The 17,035-nt window shown below is 41.9% G+C and carries 18 protein-coding genes; 17 read left to right on the top strand and 1 reads right to left on the bottom strand.

What is annotated here, in order from left to right; translation table 11 throughout:
- Positions 1-111 precede the first annotated feature (111 nt).
- The 5 genes from aspS (at position 112) to ruvB (ending at position 5,228) form a co-directional block, all read left to right on the top strand.
- Complete coding sequence (gene aspS / locus CTN07_RS01010) at positions 112-1,890, top strand: aspartate--tRNA ligase (RefSeq protein WP_005300109.1); 1,779 nt, start codon at positions 112-114, stop codon at positions 1,888-1,890.
- A 231-nt stretch (positions 1,891-2,121) separates the two neighbouring features.
- Positions 2,122-2,868: a YebC/PmpR family DNA-binding transcriptional regulator gene (locus CTN07_RS01005; RefSeq protein ID WP_005300107.1), complete on the top strand. Its 747-nt coding sequence runs from the start codon at positions 2,122-2,124 to the stop codon at positions 2,866-2,868.
- Positions 2,869-2,884: 16 nt separating this feature from the next.
- Positions 2,885-3,406 (top strand): crossover junction endodeoxyribonuclease RuvC, encoded by a 522-nt coding sequence (ruvC, locus tag CTN07_RS01000; protein ID WP_036764134.1) that lies wholly within the window; start codon positions 2,885-2,887, stop codon positions 3,404-3,406.
- Between the two features lie 169 nt (positions 3,407-3,575).
- Positions 3,576-4,199 carry a Holliday junction branch migration protein RuvA gene (gene ruvA, locus CTN07_RS00995; RefSeq protein WP_036764132.1) on the top strand — a complete coding sequence of 208 codons (624 nt, stop codon included), beginning with the start codon at positions 3,576-3,578 and terminating at the stop codon, positions 4,197-4,199.
- Positions 4,200-4,217: 18 nt separating this feature from the next.
- The gene (gene ruvB / locus CTN07_RS00990; RefSeq protein WP_005300101.1) at positions 4,218-5,228 is read left to right on the top strand and encodes a Holliday junction branch migration DNA helicase RuvB; all 1,011 of its coding nucleotides are present in this window, start codon (positions 4,218-4,220) and stop codon (positions 5,226-5,228) included.
- A 174-nt stretch (positions 5,229-5,402) separates the two neighbouring features.
- Here ruvB and CTN07_RS00985 read toward each other — a convergent pair whose 3' ends face one another.
- On the bottom strand, positions 5,403-6,305 hold the full coding sequence (locus CTN07_RS00985) for a dihydrodipicolinate synthase family protein (RefSeq protein WP_005300099.1): 903 nt from the start codon (positions 6,303-6,305) through the stop codon (positions 5,403-5,405).
- A gap of 323 nt (positions 6,306-6,628) precedes the next feature.
- Between CTN07_RS00985 and CTN07_RS00980 the strand changes: the two genes are divergently transcribed.
- The 12 genes from CTN07_RS00980 to tolA all read left to right on the top strand — a co-directional run bounded on the left by CTN07_RS00980 (position 6,629) and on the right by tolA (position 17,026).
- Positions 6,629-7,504, top strand: a complete 876-nt coding sequence (locus tag CTN07_RS00980; RefSeq protein ID WP_005300097.1) for a MurR/RpiR family transcriptional regulator — start codon at positions 6,629-6,631, stop codon at positions 7,502-7,504.
- A 260-nt stretch (positions 7,505-7,764) separates the two neighbouring features.
- A complete protein-coding gene (locus tag CTN07_RS00975) occupies positions 7,765-8,472 on the top strand; it encodes an N-acetylmannosamine-6-phosphate 2-epimerase (RefSeq protein ID WP_005300094.1) in 708 nt (235 codons plus the stop codon).
- Positions 8,469-9,347, top strand: a complete 879-nt coding sequence (locus CTN07_RS00970; protein WP_005300092.1) for an N-acetylmannosamine kinase — start codon at positions 8,469-8,471, stop codon at positions 9,345-9,347. Before CTN07_RS00975 ends, CTN07_RS00970 begins: the two co-directional genes overlap by 4 nt.
- A gap of 62 nt (positions 9,348-9,409) precedes the next feature.
- On the top strand, positions 9,410-9,877 hold the full coding sequence (gene nanQ, locus CTN07_RS00965) for an N-acetylneuraminate anomerase (protein ID WP_036764130.1): 468 nt from the start codon (positions 9,410-9,412) through the stop codon (positions 9,875-9,877).
- 1,029 nt (positions 9,878-10,906) lie between these two features.
- Positions 10,907-12,493, top strand: coding sequence for a cytochrome ubiquinol oxidase subunit I (gene cydA, locus CTN07_RS00960; protein WP_036764128.1), 1,587 nt, complete (start codon positions 10,907-10,909; stop codon positions 12,491-12,493).
- Between the two features lie 18 nt (positions 12,494-12,511).
- Positions 12,512-13,648 carry a cytochrome d ubiquinol oxidase subunit II gene (gene cydB, locus CTN07_RS00955; RefSeq protein WP_036764126.1) on the top strand — a complete coding sequence of 379 codons (1,137 nt, stop codon included), beginning with the start codon at positions 12,512-12,514 and terminating at the stop codon, positions 13,646-13,648.
- Between the two features lie 11 nt (positions 13,649-13,659).
- The gene (gene cydX / locus CTN07_RS00950; protein WP_036764124.1) at positions 13,660-13,764 is read left to right on the top strand and encodes a cytochrome bd-I oxidase subunit CydX; all 105 of its coding nucleotides are present in this window, start codon (positions 13,660-13,662) and stop codon (positions 13,762-13,764) included.
- Positions 13,761-14,072, top strand: coding sequence for a cyd operon protein YbgE (ybgE, locus tag CTN07_RS00945; RefSeq protein WP_036764122.1), 312 nt, complete (start codon positions 13,761-13,763; stop codon positions 14,070-14,072). Before cydX ends, ybgE begins: the two co-directional genes overlap by 4 nt.
- A gap of 318 nt (positions 14,073-14,390) precedes the next feature.
- The gene (ybgC, locus tag CTN07_RS00940) at positions 14,391-14,798 is read left to right on the top strand and encodes a tol-pal system-associated acyl-CoA thioesterase (protein WP_036764120.1); all 408 of its coding nucleotides are present in this window, start codon (positions 14,391-14,393) and stop codon (positions 14,796-14,798) included.
- Positions 14,795-15,481: a protein TolQ gene (gene tolQ / locus CTN07_RS00935; RefSeq protein WP_036764119.1), complete on the top strand. Its 687-nt coding sequence runs from the start codon at positions 14,795-14,797 to the stop codon at positions 15,479-15,481. Before ybgC ends, tolQ begins: the two co-directional genes overlap by 4 nt.
- A 2-nt stretch (positions 15,482-15,483) precedes the next feature.
- A complete protein-coding gene (gene tolR, locus CTN07_RS00930; RefSeq protein ID WP_036764118.1) occupies positions 15,484-15,927 on the top strand; it encodes a protein TolR in 444 nt (147 codons plus the stop codon).
- A gap of 10 nt (positions 15,928-15,937) precedes the next feature.
- On the top strand, positions 15,938-17,026 hold the full coding sequence (gene tolA, locus CTN07_RS00925; RefSeq protein WP_036764117.1) for a cell envelope integrity protein TolA: 1,089 nt from the start codon (positions 15,938-15,940) through the stop codon (positions 17,024-17,026).
- Positions 17,027-17,035 lie beyond the last annotated feature (9 nt).

Raw genomic sequence — 17,035 nt, 5'->3', positions numbered from 1 at the left:
TGCAATTTTGAGCGATGCTAGGTCGGGAGGCTAGATTAGCCTGTGCAAGGTAAGTGATTAGTTTACTTAAATCGCTCACAGGAATGTAAGTATATAGATCGGGAATTTCTTATGCGCACCCAATATTGTGGCCAACTGAACAAGTCCCAAGCAGGACAAACAGTAGAACTTTGCGGCTGGGTTAACCGTCGCCGTGACTTAGGCGGTCTTATCTTTATCGACATGCGAGATCGTGAAGGTATTGTTCAGGTTGTTGTTGATCCAGATATGAAAGAAGTATTTGAATTAGCAAACCAACTGCGCAATGAATTCTGTATTCGTCTAACAGGTGAAGTTCGTACTCGTCCAGAAAGCCAAGTAAATAAAGACATGGCAACGGGTGAAGTTGAAGTATTAGCTTCAGGTCTTGAAATCATCAACCGTAGTGATGTACTTCCTCTAGACTTTAACCAAAAGAACTCAGAAGAACAGCGTCTAAAGTACCGTTACCTAGATCTACGTCGTCCAGAAATGAGCGATCGTATTAAACTGCGTGCGAAAGCATCAAGCTTTGTTCGTCGTTTCCTAGATACTAACGGTTTCCTTGATATTGAAACACCAGTACTAACTAAAGCAACACCTGAAGGTGCACGTGATTACTTAGTACCAAGCCGTGTTCATAAAGGTAACTTCTACGCATTACCACAGTCTCCTCAGCTATTTAAACAGCTGCTGATGATGTCTGGTTTTGACCGTTACTACCAAATCGTAAAATGTTTCCGTGATGAAGATCTTCGTGCTGACCGTCAGCCAGAGTTCACTCAGATCGATATCGAAACATCTTTCATGAGCGCAGAGCAGGTTCGTGCTGTTACTGAGCAGATGATCACTGAAATGTGGAAAGAGCTTCTAAATGTTGATCTGGGCGAGTTCCCAATCATGCCATTTAGCGAAGCAATGCGTCGTTTTGGTTCTGATAAGCCAGATCTACGTAACCCACTTGAGCTTGTTGATGTTGCTGACATTGTTAAAGACGTTGACTTTAAAGTGTTCTCAGCACCTGCAAACGATGAGAAAGGTCGTGTTGCTGTTATCTGTGTACCAGGTGGTGCAGAACTAAGCCGTAAGCAAATTGACGAATACACTAAGTTCGTTGGTATTTACGGTGCTAAGGGTCTAGCATGGATGAAGGTTAATGACCGTGCTGCTGGCCTTGAAGGTGTTCAGTCTCCTGTTGCTAAATTCTTAAACGAAGAAGTTATTGCTAACTTGCTTGAGCGTACAAATGCTCAAACAGGTGACATCATTCTATTTGGTGCCGATAGTAACCGTGTTGTGACTGAGTCTATGGGCGCACTACGTCTGAAACTGGGTGAAGACCTAGGTCTAACAGATAAGTCTGCTTGGAAACCACTATGGGTTGTTGATTTCCCAATGTTTGAAGAGAACGAAGATGGTTCATTGTCTGCAATGCACCACCCATTCACTTCTCCATTGAATATCTCTCCTGAAGAGCTAAAAGCAAATCCAGCTGGTGCGCTATCTAATGCCTACGATATGGTACTAAATGGTTATGAAGTGGGCGGTGGTTCTGTTCGTATTCATAATGGCGAAATGCAAGCAGCAGTATTTGATATTCTAGGTATCGCCGCTGATGAGCAACGCTTGAAGTTTGGTTTCCTACTTGATGCGCTTAAGTACGGTACACCTCCTCATGCGGGTCTAGCATTTGGTCTTGACCGTCTAGTCATGTTACTTTGTGGTACAGAGAACATTCGTGACGTTATCGCATTCCCTAAAACAACAGCAGCAGCATGTCTACTGACTGATGCTCCAAGTGTTGCAAACCCAGCAGCGCTTGAAGAATTAGCGATTGCGGTTAAGCTAGCGAAAGAAGAATCTGCAGAGTAATAAAATCGACACTGTCTTTGATTGTGAAGACAGTGAATTCGAGAGGATACTGAGCTAAGAATCTCGCTTGGTATCTGTAGATTTTTATATTTAACTGGTCGCTCAGAGTTCTGGACGACCAGTTTTTTCATTTTTGTGAAACAGAGAGTCCCTTGGGCTTATACCATGCTCCATACTCATTTATGTTTTGGGTGGTTATGAAGCTTGGTATCAAAGAAATAGGAGTAAGATATGGCTGGTCATAGTAAATTTGCCAACATCAAACACCGTAAAGCGGCGCAGGATGCTAAACGCGGTAAAATTTTCACTAAGCTAATTCGTGAGATTGTAGTTTCAGCGAAAGAAGGTGGTGCAGAGGTTGAAAATAACCCCCGTCTACGTGCTGCAATTGATAAAGCATTATCAAATAACATGACACGCGATACCATTAACCGTGCTGTTACTCGTGGCGCTGGTGGTGATGGTGAAGACAATATGGAAACCGTAATCTATGAAGGTTATGGTCCTGCAGGTACTGCTGTTATGGTTGAGTGTATGACTGATAACCGCAACCGTACTGTATCTGCTGTTCGTCATGCATTTTCTAAAGCTGGTGGTAACTTAGGTACCGATGGCAGTGTAAGCTACCTATTTGATAAAAAAGGGGTTATCTCTTACGCTCCAGGTCTTGATGAAGACGCTGTTATGGAAGCGGCATTAGAAGCGGGTGCTGATGATGTTGAGACGAATGATGACGGCTCGATTGATGTTTACACTACGCCAAAAGAGTTTGGTGCAGTGAAAGATGCAATGGATGCGGCAGGTTTTGAAGCTGCAAACGCAGAAGTAACCTTAGTGCCATCCACTAAAGCGGATCTGGATATCACAACAGCGCCTAAATTGATGCGTTTGATTGATGTATTAGATGACCTAGATGATGTACAAGAAGTGTATCATAACGGTGATATGTCTGATGAAGTTGCTGCAACTCTAGAATAAGTGTAGCTACGCATTAATGTCGATTATTTTAGGTATTGACCCCGGATCTCGTATTACGGGATATGGGGTGATACGACAAGTAGGCCGAAAATTAGAGTATTTAGGCAGTGGTTGTATTCGTACTTCTTGCCCTGATATTCCAGGTCGATTAAAACAAATTTATACAGGGGTGAGTGAAGTTATCACTCAATTTCAGCCAGATGTTTTTGCCATTGAAGAAGTCTTTATGGGTAAAAATGCCAGCTCTGCTCTGAAGTTAGGTCAAGCTCGTGGCAGTGCTATCGTTGCTGCGGTTAATGCCGACTTACCTGTTAATGAGTATGCGGCCCGTTTGATTAAACAAGCGGTGGTTGGCATAGGTAGTGCTGATAAATTACAGGTTCAACATATGGTTTGTTCTATGTTGAAACTAGAAGGCAAACCTCAAGCTGATGCGGCCGATGCATTGGCCGTTGCCATCTGTCATGCTCATACTAACCGAACGTTAGTTGCTATGGCTGGACAGGTATCTGGTGCTCGTCGAGGCCGATATCGCTAACCTGATATTTTGTTCTATTAAAAGCAGCTTCGGCTGCTTTTTTTCTGTCAAATAAGTGAAAAGAGCTGGATATCCATCCAGCTCTTTACTATTCTAAGGCCAGAAAATGCATTGCTGCTTCTTAAAGGGAGCGGCATAACGTAATTCATTCAAATATAGAGAGAATGTTGTGATAGGTCGACTACGCGGAACCGTATTAGAAAAACAGCCACCAGAGGTACTCCTTGAGGTGGGCGGAATTGGTTATGAAGTTCAAATGCCAATGAGCTGTTTCTATGAACTGCCAGAAGTCGGCCAAGAAGCGATTATTTTTACCCATTTTGTGGTTCGTGAAGATGCGCAACTTCTGTATGGCTTTAATAAGAAAAGTGAGCGAGAGCTCTTTCGTGAAGTGATTAAAGCTAATGGTGTCGGTCCTAAATTGGGCTTAGCCATTCTTTCTGCCATGACAGCAAGCCAATTTGTACTTAGCGTGGAGCAAGAAGATATCACGACATTAGTGAAGATCCCGGGTGTAGGTAAGAAGACTGCAGAACGTCTATTGGTTGAGATGAAAGATCGTCTTAAAGGGTGGGGTGAAGGCGACTTATTTACACCAGCTCAAGATACGGCGGCGTCAAATGCACCAATTCAAAACCCATCTTCGCAAGCGCGTGCTGAAGATGAAGCTGTTAGTGCTCTAGTTGCGCTTGGTTATAAACCGCAACAAGCCTCTAAAGTGGTTTCACAAGTGGCTCAACCTGAAATGAGCAGTGAAACGATCATCCGTGAAGCTTTACGTTCAATGGTTTAATAGGTAGGAATTCATATCATGATTGAAGCGGATCGTCTGATTTCTGCCAATCACACGACATCACGTGAAGAAGATGTGATTGATCGTGCGATTCGACCTAAGCTGCTGCAAGATTATCGTGGACAGGATCATGTCCGTGACCAGATGGAGATCTTTATTAAAGCGGCTAAATTACGTAATGAAGCGCTGGATCATCTCCTTATCTTTGGTCCTCCTGGCTTAGGTAAAACAACATTAGCCAATATTGTTGCCAATGAAATGGATGTTAATATCCGTACTACATCGGGCCCAGTATTAGAAAAAGCCGGTGATCTTGCCGCTCTTCTAACAAACTTAGAAGAAAACGATGTGTTGTTTATTGATGAGATCCATCGTTTAAGTCCGCATATTGAAGAGATTCTTTATCCTGCGATGGAAGATTATCAGCTCGATATTATGATTGGTGAAGGTCCCGCTGCTCGGTCTATTAAGATTGATTTGCCCCCTTTTACTTTAATAGGAGCAACAACCCGAGCCGGTTCTCTTACTTCACCTCTTCGTGACCGTTTTGGTATAACGCAGCGCTTGGAATACTACAAAGTTGAAGACTTGAAAAACATTGTAAAGCGCAGTGCCGATTGCCTTGGTTTATCAATGGAAGAAGCCGGAGCTATGGAAGTTGCGATGCGTTCGCGTGGTACACCTCGTATTGCTAACCGTTTGCTACGTCGAGTGCGCGACTATGCCGAAGTAAAGGGTGATGGTCATATTTGTCCTGATGTTGCTTCTAAAGCGCTAGATATGCTTGATGTAGATAGCAGCGGTTTTGATTATATGGACCGTAAATTATTACTGGCTATCATTGATAAATTTATGGGTGGCCCCGTTGGTCTGGATAACTTAGCAGCAGCTATCGGTGAAGAAAGAGATACCATTGAAGATGTATTAGAACCTTACTTGATTCAGCAAGGTTTCTTACAGCGTACACCGCGAGGTCGTATTGCAACTCATCGAGCGTATTTGCATTTTGGTTTAGATATTCCAGATTAATCGCTAAGATTCTATCTGTACTGTTAAAAAGCAATGAATTAACACGCAATAAAAAACGAGGCGGTAGTGATATCGCCTCGTTTTGTCTTATTTGGGTGTCTAAAGTCGTTATTTAAGCTTAAGTTTTAGGATGTTATCTAAACCGAAAACATGTACTTAATGCTTTTTATTCCATTATTTTGCGGCGTTTAGAAAACCAGCATCACGCATCTTAGCAACAACTGTTTCTTTTTGTTCTGTAGTTAAAGCACGAAGTGGTAAACGTGGGTCGCCACAGTCGATACCGTGAAGAGCCATCGCGGCTTTACCTGCTGCTACACCACCAAATTCAACTAATACTCGAATTAGAGCAATAACATTGTCCATGCCTTTAACAACTGCTGCATGATCACCGTTATTGAAATCTTCAATCATTTTAGTGAAGTGCGGAGCTGCATAGTTGTAAGTACTACCAACTGCGCCAATAGCACCAACAGCAAGTGCCCCAGGAAGATGCTCGTCAACACCAAATGGAATGTCGTATTTGCCATCGCAAGCACGTAAACAGCGTTGGTATTCGTATAAGTCACCAGAGTTAAACTTAATACCTGATAGGTTAGGGATCTTTTTATCTGCTTTAATTAGGAACTGTTCCATATCTAGGTTCACACCAGACATGCCTGAGTGGTAGTAGTAGAACCCTTTTGATGGCGCAGCTGCTGCAACGGTTGCACAGTATTCAACAAGATCATCAACAGAACCTGGTTTAAAGAAGCAAGGACCAATTGCCGATGTTGCGAAAATATCTAATGTTTCAGCGTGACGAGTCAACTCTAGTGTATCAACAATACTTAGAGCACCTGTGTGTAGAGTAATCTTTAGCTGGCCTTGAGATGCTGAAACCCAACGCTCTGCAATCGCTTTACGCTCTTCAACCGAACAGTGAATGCCTTCTCCTGTTGTACCACAAACATAAACTCCTTTTACGCCGTCTTTAATTAAGTGAGCGGCAATTTGATCGATAGCAGCAAAGTTAACGTTGCCATTAGTATCAAAAGGAGTGTGTGGAGCAGCAATTAGACCTGTTAGTTTTTCCATGGTATGCCTCGATATCAATCTGAAGTTTTACTTCATTAAATATTTAAAAGTGGAGTTTGAGTTTATTCTATGGAGTAAAATTTCATTAAGCAATGGCTAAAATCGGTTCAAGACAACAAAACCATTAAAATGTGATTGGTACGACATTTGGACAAACAATTTTAAATCGAACTGTTTTTACCCATATTGGATTTATAAAATTTGCGCAAAGAAAATGCGACTGATATAACACTTGGTAAATGGAGTAATACTTCACATTATTGTTATGCCATGTGAGAATGTTATAACAATAGAATCAATACGATAAATCAGTAGGGGATAGCATGACCGCAAAAACAACAGCGATAAAAGCGGGTAAAGTTTTAGATATGATCGGTAGTTTACAAGAAAGTTTAACGCCATCAGCTCAAAGAATTGCCGATTATGTTCTTGATAATGCAGCTGATGTTACTCGTTTCTCTATTGCTGAATTGTCTAGTGCGGTAAATGTGGGCGAGGCTACGATTATCCGATTCTGTCGAACGCTGGGTTTTAAAGGATTTCAAGATTTTAAGATGGAGTTGGCTATAGAGCTTTCTACTGCATCATCGCCTAATGAGAAATCTCTGTTAGATAGTGATGTGACCCCAAGCGATAGTGCCGAGCTTATTGGACAGAAGTTACATAACACGATCAATAACGTATTAGGTGAAACGCTTAACCTACTTAACTTCGATACTTTAGCGAAAGTGGCAAAACTGCTGCGCTCATCTCACGGCGTGTATTTTTTTGGTGTTGGTTCATCGGGTATTACTGCAGAAGATGCGAAAAATAAATTGATGCGTATTGGTTTCAATGTTGATGCATTAACCAATAACCACTTTATGTATATGAAAGCTTCTCTTTTGCATCCAGGCGATCTAGCCATTGGTATTAGTCACTCTGGTAACTCGTTGGAAACAACAAAAGCGCTTAAACTGGCAAAAGAAGCAGGAGCGACAACTGTAGCTCTAACTCATAATCCCCGTTCATCGATAGCAGAATATGCTGATTATGTGCTGGTTAATGGTAACCGTCAGGGTAAATTACAAGGTGACTCCATCGGTACTAAAATTTCTCAACTGTTTGTTCTCGACCTTATTTACGCTTTGTTAGTTCAAGAAGATATGGATGGTACACAAGCGCAAAAATTGAAGACAACACAAGCGCTCGATTTTTAGCTTAAGGCCCCCAAGTAATATTAAGGTGCTAGGTCTTGAAATTACTTGGGTATTACTCCGATCTTCGTTTGCTCTCTTATCTGACCCTCTCTCTTTTTTCTAACTCTTCTCAAAAGTTGATTTGCCTCTAATTTCATATTCAGATACATCTATTTTCGTGGAGTAGATCTCTATTTTCTTAAAACCAATTTGAAGCTAAACTTCATTCGCTTTAAATTGGAGTCAAACTTCATAAGTAAAAATGTTTTGGAGTAAGACTTATGACACACAATGAACAGCCAATTCTCAAAAAGCTTAAGGGTGGTTTTATCTCTTCATGCCAGCCTGTTGATAATGGTCCAATGGATGACCCAAATATTGTTGCAGCGATGGCTCAAGCTTCTGTGGCTGGTGGTGCAGCGGGCCTTCGTATTGAAGGGGTTGCCAATCTAAAAGCAGTCCGTCCAACCGTTACTGTTCCTATCATTGGTATCATTAAGCGTGATTTGCCGGATAGTCCAATTCGTATTACCCCATTTATTGATGATGTTATCGCATTAAAAGAAGCGGGTGCCGATATCATTGCTATAGACGCCACACACCGTACCCGTCCAGTTGAAATTGCAGCATTGGTTCAAGAAATAAAAGCTCAAGGCTGTTTAGTAATGGCTGATTGCTCTAATTATGATGAAGGCATCTATTGTCAGCAACTCGGTGTGGATATTATTGGTTCTACTATGTCTGGCTATACTGGTGGAGAAGTGCCAACCGAACCAGATGTAGAACTGGTAACTCGTTTGCATAATGCGGGATGTTGGGTTATGGCAGAAGGTCGCTATAACACACCTGAGTTAGCGAAAGTTGCAATTGAAGCTGGGGCTTCTTGTGTGACTGTTGGCTCTGCGATTACACGAGTTGAACATATTTGTCAGTGGTTCAGTTCTGCCGTTGCCAGTGCTGAGCCACAAAAGATTGAGGCAATAGCATGAAGTCAGTGTTAGCTGTTGATATTGGAGGCACTAAAATTGCCTGTGCGATAGTGCGAGATGGTCAAGTTTCTAATCGACAACAGATTGCCACTCCCAGTTCGCAGCAACCCGATGCGATGACTGAAGCGTTACGTCAGCTATTAACACCGTATATTGGCCAAGTCGAACAGGTTGCTGTAGCTTCAACCGGTATTATTGATCATGGCATTCTCAAAGCATTAAATCCGGCTAATTTAGGTGGGTTAAACCACTATCCCTTACAGCAAGAAATCATCGCTATTATGGGCTGTGATGTTGATGTGATTAATGATGCACAAGCGGCGGCATGGGCTGAGTTTAAAGCTCTTGAACAGCCTGTGAACAATATGGCCTTTATTACTGTATCAACAGGGGTAGGGGCTGGAATTGTTCTTAATGGTCAGCTTCAAGTTGGCCCACGTGGTATAGCAGGCCATGCCGGACATACAGTCGCCGATCCTCATGGCCCTCGTTGTGGCTGTGGCCGCATTGGTTGTGTAGAAGCTATCGCATCAGGAACCGCCATTGCAAAGCAAACCAGTCAGCGTTGGGGCGAGGAGTGTACAGGTAAAGAAGCGTACCAAGCTTTTTTAGCCGGAGATCCTCACGCCACTTTCTGTGTGGAAAATTCAGCAAAGGCGATTGCTAATTTAATTGCTGATCTCACTATTACGCTGGATTTAGATACAGTCACCCTTGGTGGCAGTGTGGGCTTAGCCCAAGGATATCGAGAGCTAGTTGCAGCACAATTAGCCGAGTTACCAGCAGTGTATCGTCCCAAATTAGTGGCGGCAAAAACACAAGCAGATGCAGGCTTAGTGGGTGTTGCTTTATGGGTCAACGAAACGAATTCCTAGTTCCCCCTAAGGTTCAGATGTACTGAGATGTCATCTGGGCCTTTTTATAAAGGATTTACAATATGATTTTAGGTCATCTTGATAACGCAAAAAGTTACGAGTTTTTACCGCAACCATTTAAACAAGCGATTCATTTTTTATTAGAACAAGATTTGGCTGCGCTAGAGCTCGGTCGTCATGAGATTGCAGGCGATTTGATTTATGCCAATGTCATGAGTTTTGATACGGCTGATGCAAGCTCTAAGCAGGCTGAAGTGCATGAGCAATATATTGATTTGCAGGTGCTGATATCGGGTGAAGAGCGCATTGATTTTGCCTTGCCTGACGCACACCCAAAAGCGACAGAATACGATGATGAAAATGATTTTTATCTAGTAAGCGAAATGGTTGCACAAAGTACTGTGATCATGAAGCCAAGAATGTTTGCCATCTTTATGCCGTTAGAGCCGCATAAGCCAGGTTGCGTAGTAGAAAATGCAACGAATATAAAGAAAGTAGTGGTTAAGATTCATCAGCAAATCATCCAATAACTGGTTTTGTTAATACTAAGTTATTATAAAGGTGGTGGCATGTGACAAAAAACGGGACTCTGACAGTCTCGTTTTTTGTCTCTAATGTTTAATTTGTATAATTAATGCAAATTAAATGAATCTTTTGTGATGCTGGTAACAGATAAAAAACAAATTCAATTACAGGATAACTCATGCAAGGAGTGAATTTATTTTGTAGTTTGGCTGTTTTTTGTCCGTTCTTTAATTAATCACGTTTCTCTTGGCTAATTGCCAAAAAATTTTTTTAGAATAAATGCTCAATCTGGCAATTAAATTTGCCATAACTTCTACCGCTATCAATACATTATACGATAAAAATCACCTCGAATTTTTCCTCTGAATCAGCACGTTTTATTTCCTTATATGAGCCATATTTCTTCAAGTTAATAGCCCCAAAACACCGTAATTTATCTTTATGGTGAAAGGTTAAATGGATTAGTTTTATTTATGTATTTAATTTGGCTTAAATTACGTTAATCCATGATAAATCTAAGGTGTTCTCTTAGAAAATACAGCAAAGATGCATAGTGAATTATCATCTTTGCCTTATTTTTTTCGGGTGAAATGTAAGTTTTGTATCAAATTAAAAACAGGTTGTGAATAAACGTGATTTACTCATGAGCAGATTTAAAAATTTCCTATTTAAATATCCTAACAGCCCTTCTAAATGGCTTTGAAAATCTTGATCTGTATCAATTGATGTTTCGATGGTTAAATTCTGAACAGCATTTATTGATATTTATCAAAGCAAATTGATTAATAAATTCTTTGAAGAGTAGAGCGAAAATCAGTAATATTAGCGATGACTTTATTAGCTGTAGCTTAACAATAAATTAACAGTTTTTCACAAACTTGCAACATAATAAGGATGCTTTCGTCATAGCTATGATCGCTGCCAGGAAGGTCACCCAATGATGCGGTTTATTGGCTATAACCAAAGCTAAAACCAATAATCGGTACACTGTGTAGTACTGTCGCCAGTCAGCCTGGCGAAAGAAGGAGTTCTCAATGTTCACTGATATCGTCGAACTATCGCGGTTACAGTTCGCATTAACTGCGATGTATCACTTTTTGTTCGTGCCTCTGACTCTTGGTATGGCATTTTTACTTGCCATCATGGAATCAGTTTATGTAATGACAGGAAAGCAAATCTACAAGGACATGACTAAGTTCTGGGGTAAGCTTTTCGCAATCAACTTCGCACTAGGTGTGGCAACAGGCCTAAGTATGGAGTTCCAGTTCGGTACTAACTGGGCGTACTACTCTCACTATGTGGGTGATATTTTTGGTGCACCACTAGCAATCGAAGCGTTAATGGCATTCTTCCTAGAATCCACTTTAGTCGGTATGTTCTTCTTCGGCTGGGATCGTCTGTCTAAGCGTCAACACCTTGCAGTGACTTGGTTAGTAGCACTTGGTTCAAACTTCTCTGCTCTTTGGATCCTAGTGGCTAATGGCTGGATGCAAAACCCTGTAGGTGCCGATTTCAACTTCGAAACCATGCGTATGGAAATGGTGAGCTTTGCTGATGTGGTTCTAAACCCAGTTGCTCAGGTGAAGTTTGTACACACAGTTGCGTCTGGTTACACAACAGGTGCGATGTTCATTCTAGGTATCAGTGCATACTACCTACTTAAAGGTCGTGATATTGCTTTTGCTCGTCGTTCTTTCGCCATTGCAGCAGCTTTTGGTCTAGCGGCAATTATTTCTACTATCATTCTTGGTGACGAGTCTGGTTATGAGCTTGGTGACGTACAGAAGACTAAACTAGCAGCAATTGAAGCCGAGTGGCACACTGAGCCAGCTCCTGCAGCCTTTACTGCGATTGCAATTCCGAACCAAGAAAAAATGGAAAATGATTTCCAAATTAAGGTTCCATATCTATTAGGTATCATTGCAACCCGTTCTCTTGATGAGCAAGTAACTGGTATTGTTGACCTTAAGAAAGAGCACGAAATCCGTATTCGTAACGGTATGATCGCTTACGGTTTACTTGATAAACTTCGTGCTGGTGACAAGTCACCTGAAAATATTGCAGCATTTGATAAAGTTAAGAAAGACCTTGGTTACGGTCTACTATTGAAGCCTTATGCGCCAAACGTAGTAGATGCAACTGAAGCAGATATTCAAAAAGCGACTGACGATTCAATCCCTACCGTTTGGCCGCTATTCTGGAGCTTCCGTGTGATGGTTGGTGCGGGCATGCTAATGCTTGGTATCATCGGTATGGCATTTATTCAGTCTTGCCGTCATAAGATCACAGAGAAGAAATGGGTTCTTAAAGCAGCTCTTTATGGTATTCCACTACCATGGATTGCAGTAGAAGCTGGCTGGTTTGTTGCTGAATACGGTCGTCAGCCATGGGCAGTAGGTGAAGTTCTACCTGTTCATATGGCAGCATCGAATCTACAACCTTATGAGTTATGGCTATCACTACTAGGTATTATTGCACTATACACAATCTTCTTGATTGCAGAGCTATACCTAATGATTAAGTACGCTCGTTTAGGTCCAAGTAGTCTAAAGACTGGCCGTTATCACTTTGAAAAAATTGACTCGCAGCAAAATGCTGTATCACGTCAAGTAGAAGCGTAATCAGGGAGAACCATAGCAATGTTTGATTATGAAGCTTTGCGATTCATCTGGTGGATACTAATTGGTGTGTTATGCATCGGTTTTGCTATCACTGATGGTTTCGATATGGGCGTAGGTATGCTGTCTAAAGTTATTGGTAAGACAGATACTGAACGCCGTGTAATGATTAACTCTGTCGCTCCACACTGGGATGGTAACCAAGTATGGTTAATCACCGCAGGTGGTGCTCTATTTGCAGCGTGGCCTCTAGTTTACGCAACTGTATTCTCAGGCTTCTACCTTGCAATGATTTTGACGCTAGCAGCTCTTTGGCTTCGTCCATTGGCGTTTGACTACCGTTCAAAGCTTGCTGAGCCTAAATGGCGTGACGCATGGGATAACGCTTTATTTGTAGGAAGTTTTGTTCCACCATTAATTTTTGGTGTGGCGTTTGGTAACCTGCTACAAGGTGTTCCATTTGAATTAAATAACCTACTGATTCCAACCTACAAAGGTAATCTATTGGGTCTTCTAAACCCATTTGCATTGCTATGTGGTGTTGTTAGTGTGCTAATGATCCTGACTCAGGGCGCGGCATACCTACAGATGAAAACAACAGATGCTGTTCATGTACGTGCTCGTGCAGTGGCAATGAAAACATCTATTGCAACAGCAGTAGCGTTTATTATCGCAGGTATTTGGGCTCATGGCCTTGATGGTTATGTAGTGACTTCAACAATGGATCACTTTGCTCCATCTAACCCACTGAATAAGCAGGTAGAAGTAGTTTCTGGTGCATTGTTCCTTAACTATGCTCAATACCCAGCAATGTGGATTGCACCAATTCTTGCTGTTGTAATGCCGGTTCTAACCATGCTTGCTTCACGTGCTGAACGTGCAGGTTTTGCCTTCTTATTCTCAAGCTTAACATTAGCGGGTGTCGTGCTAACTTTCGGTTTTGCGACTTTCCCATTCATTATGCCATCGAGCATTATGCCGAATGTAAGCTTGACCATTTGGGATGCAACATCTTCTGAGCTAACTCTGAAGATCATGACAGGCGTAGCCTTCGTTATGGTTCCAATTATCTTGGCTTACACCTCTTGGTGTTATTACAAAATGTTTGGTCGTCTTGATAATAAATTTATCGAAGACAACAAAAACTCATTGTACTAAGGAGATTAACCATGTGGTATTTTGCTTGGATTCTAGGTGTATTACTGGCATGTTCATTCGGTATTATCAACGCATTATGGCTTGAAACAACCGAAGATATGGACAAAGAAGATTGAGTAATATCAACAGTGTAATTACAGCAGTTCATGCGCCATTGGCTAATCTTCCAGTGAGAATATTAGCTTTTGTGATGGCTGTAGTCACAACCGGACTCGTGATGTGGAATCCGCATCAGTTTGCCGATGCAATAGGGGGTTTTGGTCCTGTTATTGCGCCAGCCATGATTTGGTCTACCTGTGCATGTATGATTCATGCAATGGGGTTTGTTCCACATAAGTGGTATTGGAAGTTGCTCTTTACACCAGTAATTGCACTACCTGTTTTAGCTTACATCTTAGGATTACGTTTACATTTAATAATGTAATATCCTGAAACAGAATAAACGGCTTGTTCTTATTAAAGAGCAAGCCGTTTTTTTATGGCTTGAGTATAGTGAGTTGTATTTTTAGGATGCAAGGACGCTACTGAGTTCGAGTATAGATAAACTGTGACAAAAAAAGACAGAGAGAATATACCCTGAACAGAAATGTAATTTGATTGTCAGAAACCAATAAATACGACAAATAATTGGGTAGAATAGCGCTCGGCTCGACTTATTAACGGATAATTATCTGAAAGGTCATCGAGTTAGGGTATAGTAAGCCCAATTACTGAGTAACAAAATCATATTGCAGTGCAGATTATGAGTGATATTAAAATCTTTAATTGGCCCATTACCATCTACTATGAAGATACCGATGTTGGTGGCGTGGTTTATCATGCCAATTATCTGAAGTTTTTTGAGCGTGCTAGAACAGAGATGCTTCGTAGTATCGGTGTGAGCCAGCATGTTCTTCTTGAGCAAAATCTAAGTTTTGTTGTGAAAAGCATGAACATAGATTTTCGTAAAGGTGCTCGCTTAGATGAGCACTTAACCGTACAAACCTGGGTTGAAAATGTCCGTAAAGCCTCTTTGGATTTTTGTCAAAGTTTGGTGAACAATGACGGTCAAATCTTGTGCTGTGCAACTGTTAAGGTAGCCTGTATCAACCCGAAAATAATGAAACCTCAAGCGCTTCCAGAGCATATTAAATCGGAGATTATGAAGTGACTGGCGAACTGTCCATTTTAGACCTTTTCTTACAGGCGAGCCTGTTGGTTAAGATTGTAATGCTGATTCTATTAGGGATGTCCGTGGTCTCTTGGACCATGATCATCAAACGCTCTCAGGTACTTTCTGAGGCAACAACACGAGCTCATCGTTTTGAAGACCGCTTCTGGTCTGGTGTGGATCTTTCTCAGCTTTACAAAGAAGTTGAAGCTCGTAAAGACGATCTAACCGGTTCTGAGCAGATCTTCTATGCGGGTTTTAAAGAGTATGCTCGTCTTCATCGCAGTAACGGTAAAGTGCCAGAAGCTGTGATGGAAGGTACTGGCCGAGCAATGCGTGTTGCGCTATCTCGTGAAGTGGAAGAGCTTGAAACTAATCTACCATTTTTAGCAACCGTAGGTTCAATTAGCCCATACATCGGCTTGTTTGGCACGGTATGGGGCATCATGCACGCATTTATTGCATTAGGCGCAGTAAAGCAAGCCACTCTAGCTATGGTTGCTCCTGGTATTGCCGAAGCACTAGTGGCAACAGCAATGGGTCTGTTTGCAGCGATCCCTGCTGTTATGTTTTATAACCGTTTAACTAACCGAGTTGCGAAACTAGAACATACTTACGCTACTTTTATGGAAGAGTTTTCTAGTATTCTACACCGTCAAGCGTTTGCTGCTAATCAGGAGTAAGCATGGCTTATCAACCGAAAAAGCGCAAAATGACCGCAGAGATTAACGTTGTTCCTTATATCGACGTTATGCTGGTGCTGCTGATTATCTTTATGGTAACCGCGCCGTTTGTCAGTCAGGGGGTTGATGTCGATTTACCTTCTACGCATACGGCACAAACGGTTGCAGATTTAAATGGTGAGAGTGATACACCACCGATTATTGTCGAAGTCGATAAAGACGGTAACTTAGGTCTGAGTGTCAATAATGAAGATGTTCAGCGAGGCTTGAGCTTAAATGATTTAATCACACGAGTAAAAGCAGAGCGACAATTGAACCCTAAAGTTTTAGTGATGGTGGGTGGGGATGGTAGAACTCCTTACGCTAATATTATTGAAACGTTAGATGCGCTTAATACCGCTGGTGTGAGTTCGGTTGGCCTAATGACCGATCCGATTGATCAGTAAAGGACCTTGAATGAAAAATAACAACTACACGACATCTGTCATCATATCGTTATTTCTTCATGCCTTACTGTTAATTGCTCTGATTTGGGGGGCGGATTTTGCCATGACTGAATCTAAGCCTGCGGGTAATGCGATTCAGGCTGTGGTCGTTGATCCAGCTCTTGTTCATCAGCAAGCTCAGCGCATACGAGATCAGCGACAAGCGGCGCAAAAAGCAGAGCAAGATCGACTTAAACGTCTTGAGCAACAAGCTGATGCGCTTGAAAAGCAACGCAAGGCAGAAGCTGAGCGAGTTCGTAAGCTTAAAGAAGATAAACTAGCGGCAGAAAAAGCCACTCGTGAAGCCGAAGCAGAGCGTAAAGCGAAACAAGAGGCTGCAGAGAAAGCCGAACAACTGCGTCAGCAAAAGTTAGTAGAGCAGCGTAAAGCAGAAGCGGCAGCGAAAAAAGCAGATGCCGAGCGTAAAGTTAAAGAGGCAGCGGCTGCAAAAGCTGAAGCCGAACGCAAAGCAAAGCAAGAAGCAGCAGAAAAAGCTGAGCAACTTCGCCAGCAAAAAGTAGCTGAACAGCGCAAGGCAGAAGAAGCTGCGAAAAAAGCAGAGGCAGATCGTAAAGCTAAAGAGGCTGCAAAGAAGAAAGCTGAAGAAGCCGCTAAACTGGCAGAGCAAAAACGTATCGAAGCTGAGAAACAACGTAAAGAATCTGAGCGTAAAGCCGCAGAAGCGAAAGCTAAACAGCAGCAACAAGAAGCAGCATTAGATAATATCTTTGATGGTTTAGAAGCCGAAACACAACAGCGTGGTGGTGCTAAAGGTCAATTTATTGCCGATGAAACTCAGCGTTATGGTGCTATTTATAAACAAATGATTCAGCAGAACTTACTGACTGATCAAAGTTTTATTGGTAAGCAGTGTGTGCTGAGTATGCGTTTATCGGCTAATGGTTTATTGTTAAATGTTGACCAGGTTTCTGGCGATAACACCTTATGCCGAGCAGCGAAGGCCGCTGTTGTAAAAATCAGTCAGTTCCCAATGCCGGAAGATCCTGCCGTTATTGAAAAACTGCGAAATATTAAACTTACCGTCAGTCCTCAGTCATAAAGGAGTTGT

Source organism: Photobacterium damselae (assembly GCF_003026815.1).
GTDB classification, from domain to species: Bacteria; Pseudomonadota; Gammaproteobacteria; order Enterobacterales; family Vibrionaceae; genus Photobacterium; species Photobacterium damselae.
The sequence above is the reverse complement of the archived record's forward strand: the minus strand, read 5'-3'. Positions and strand labels throughout refer to the sequence as shown.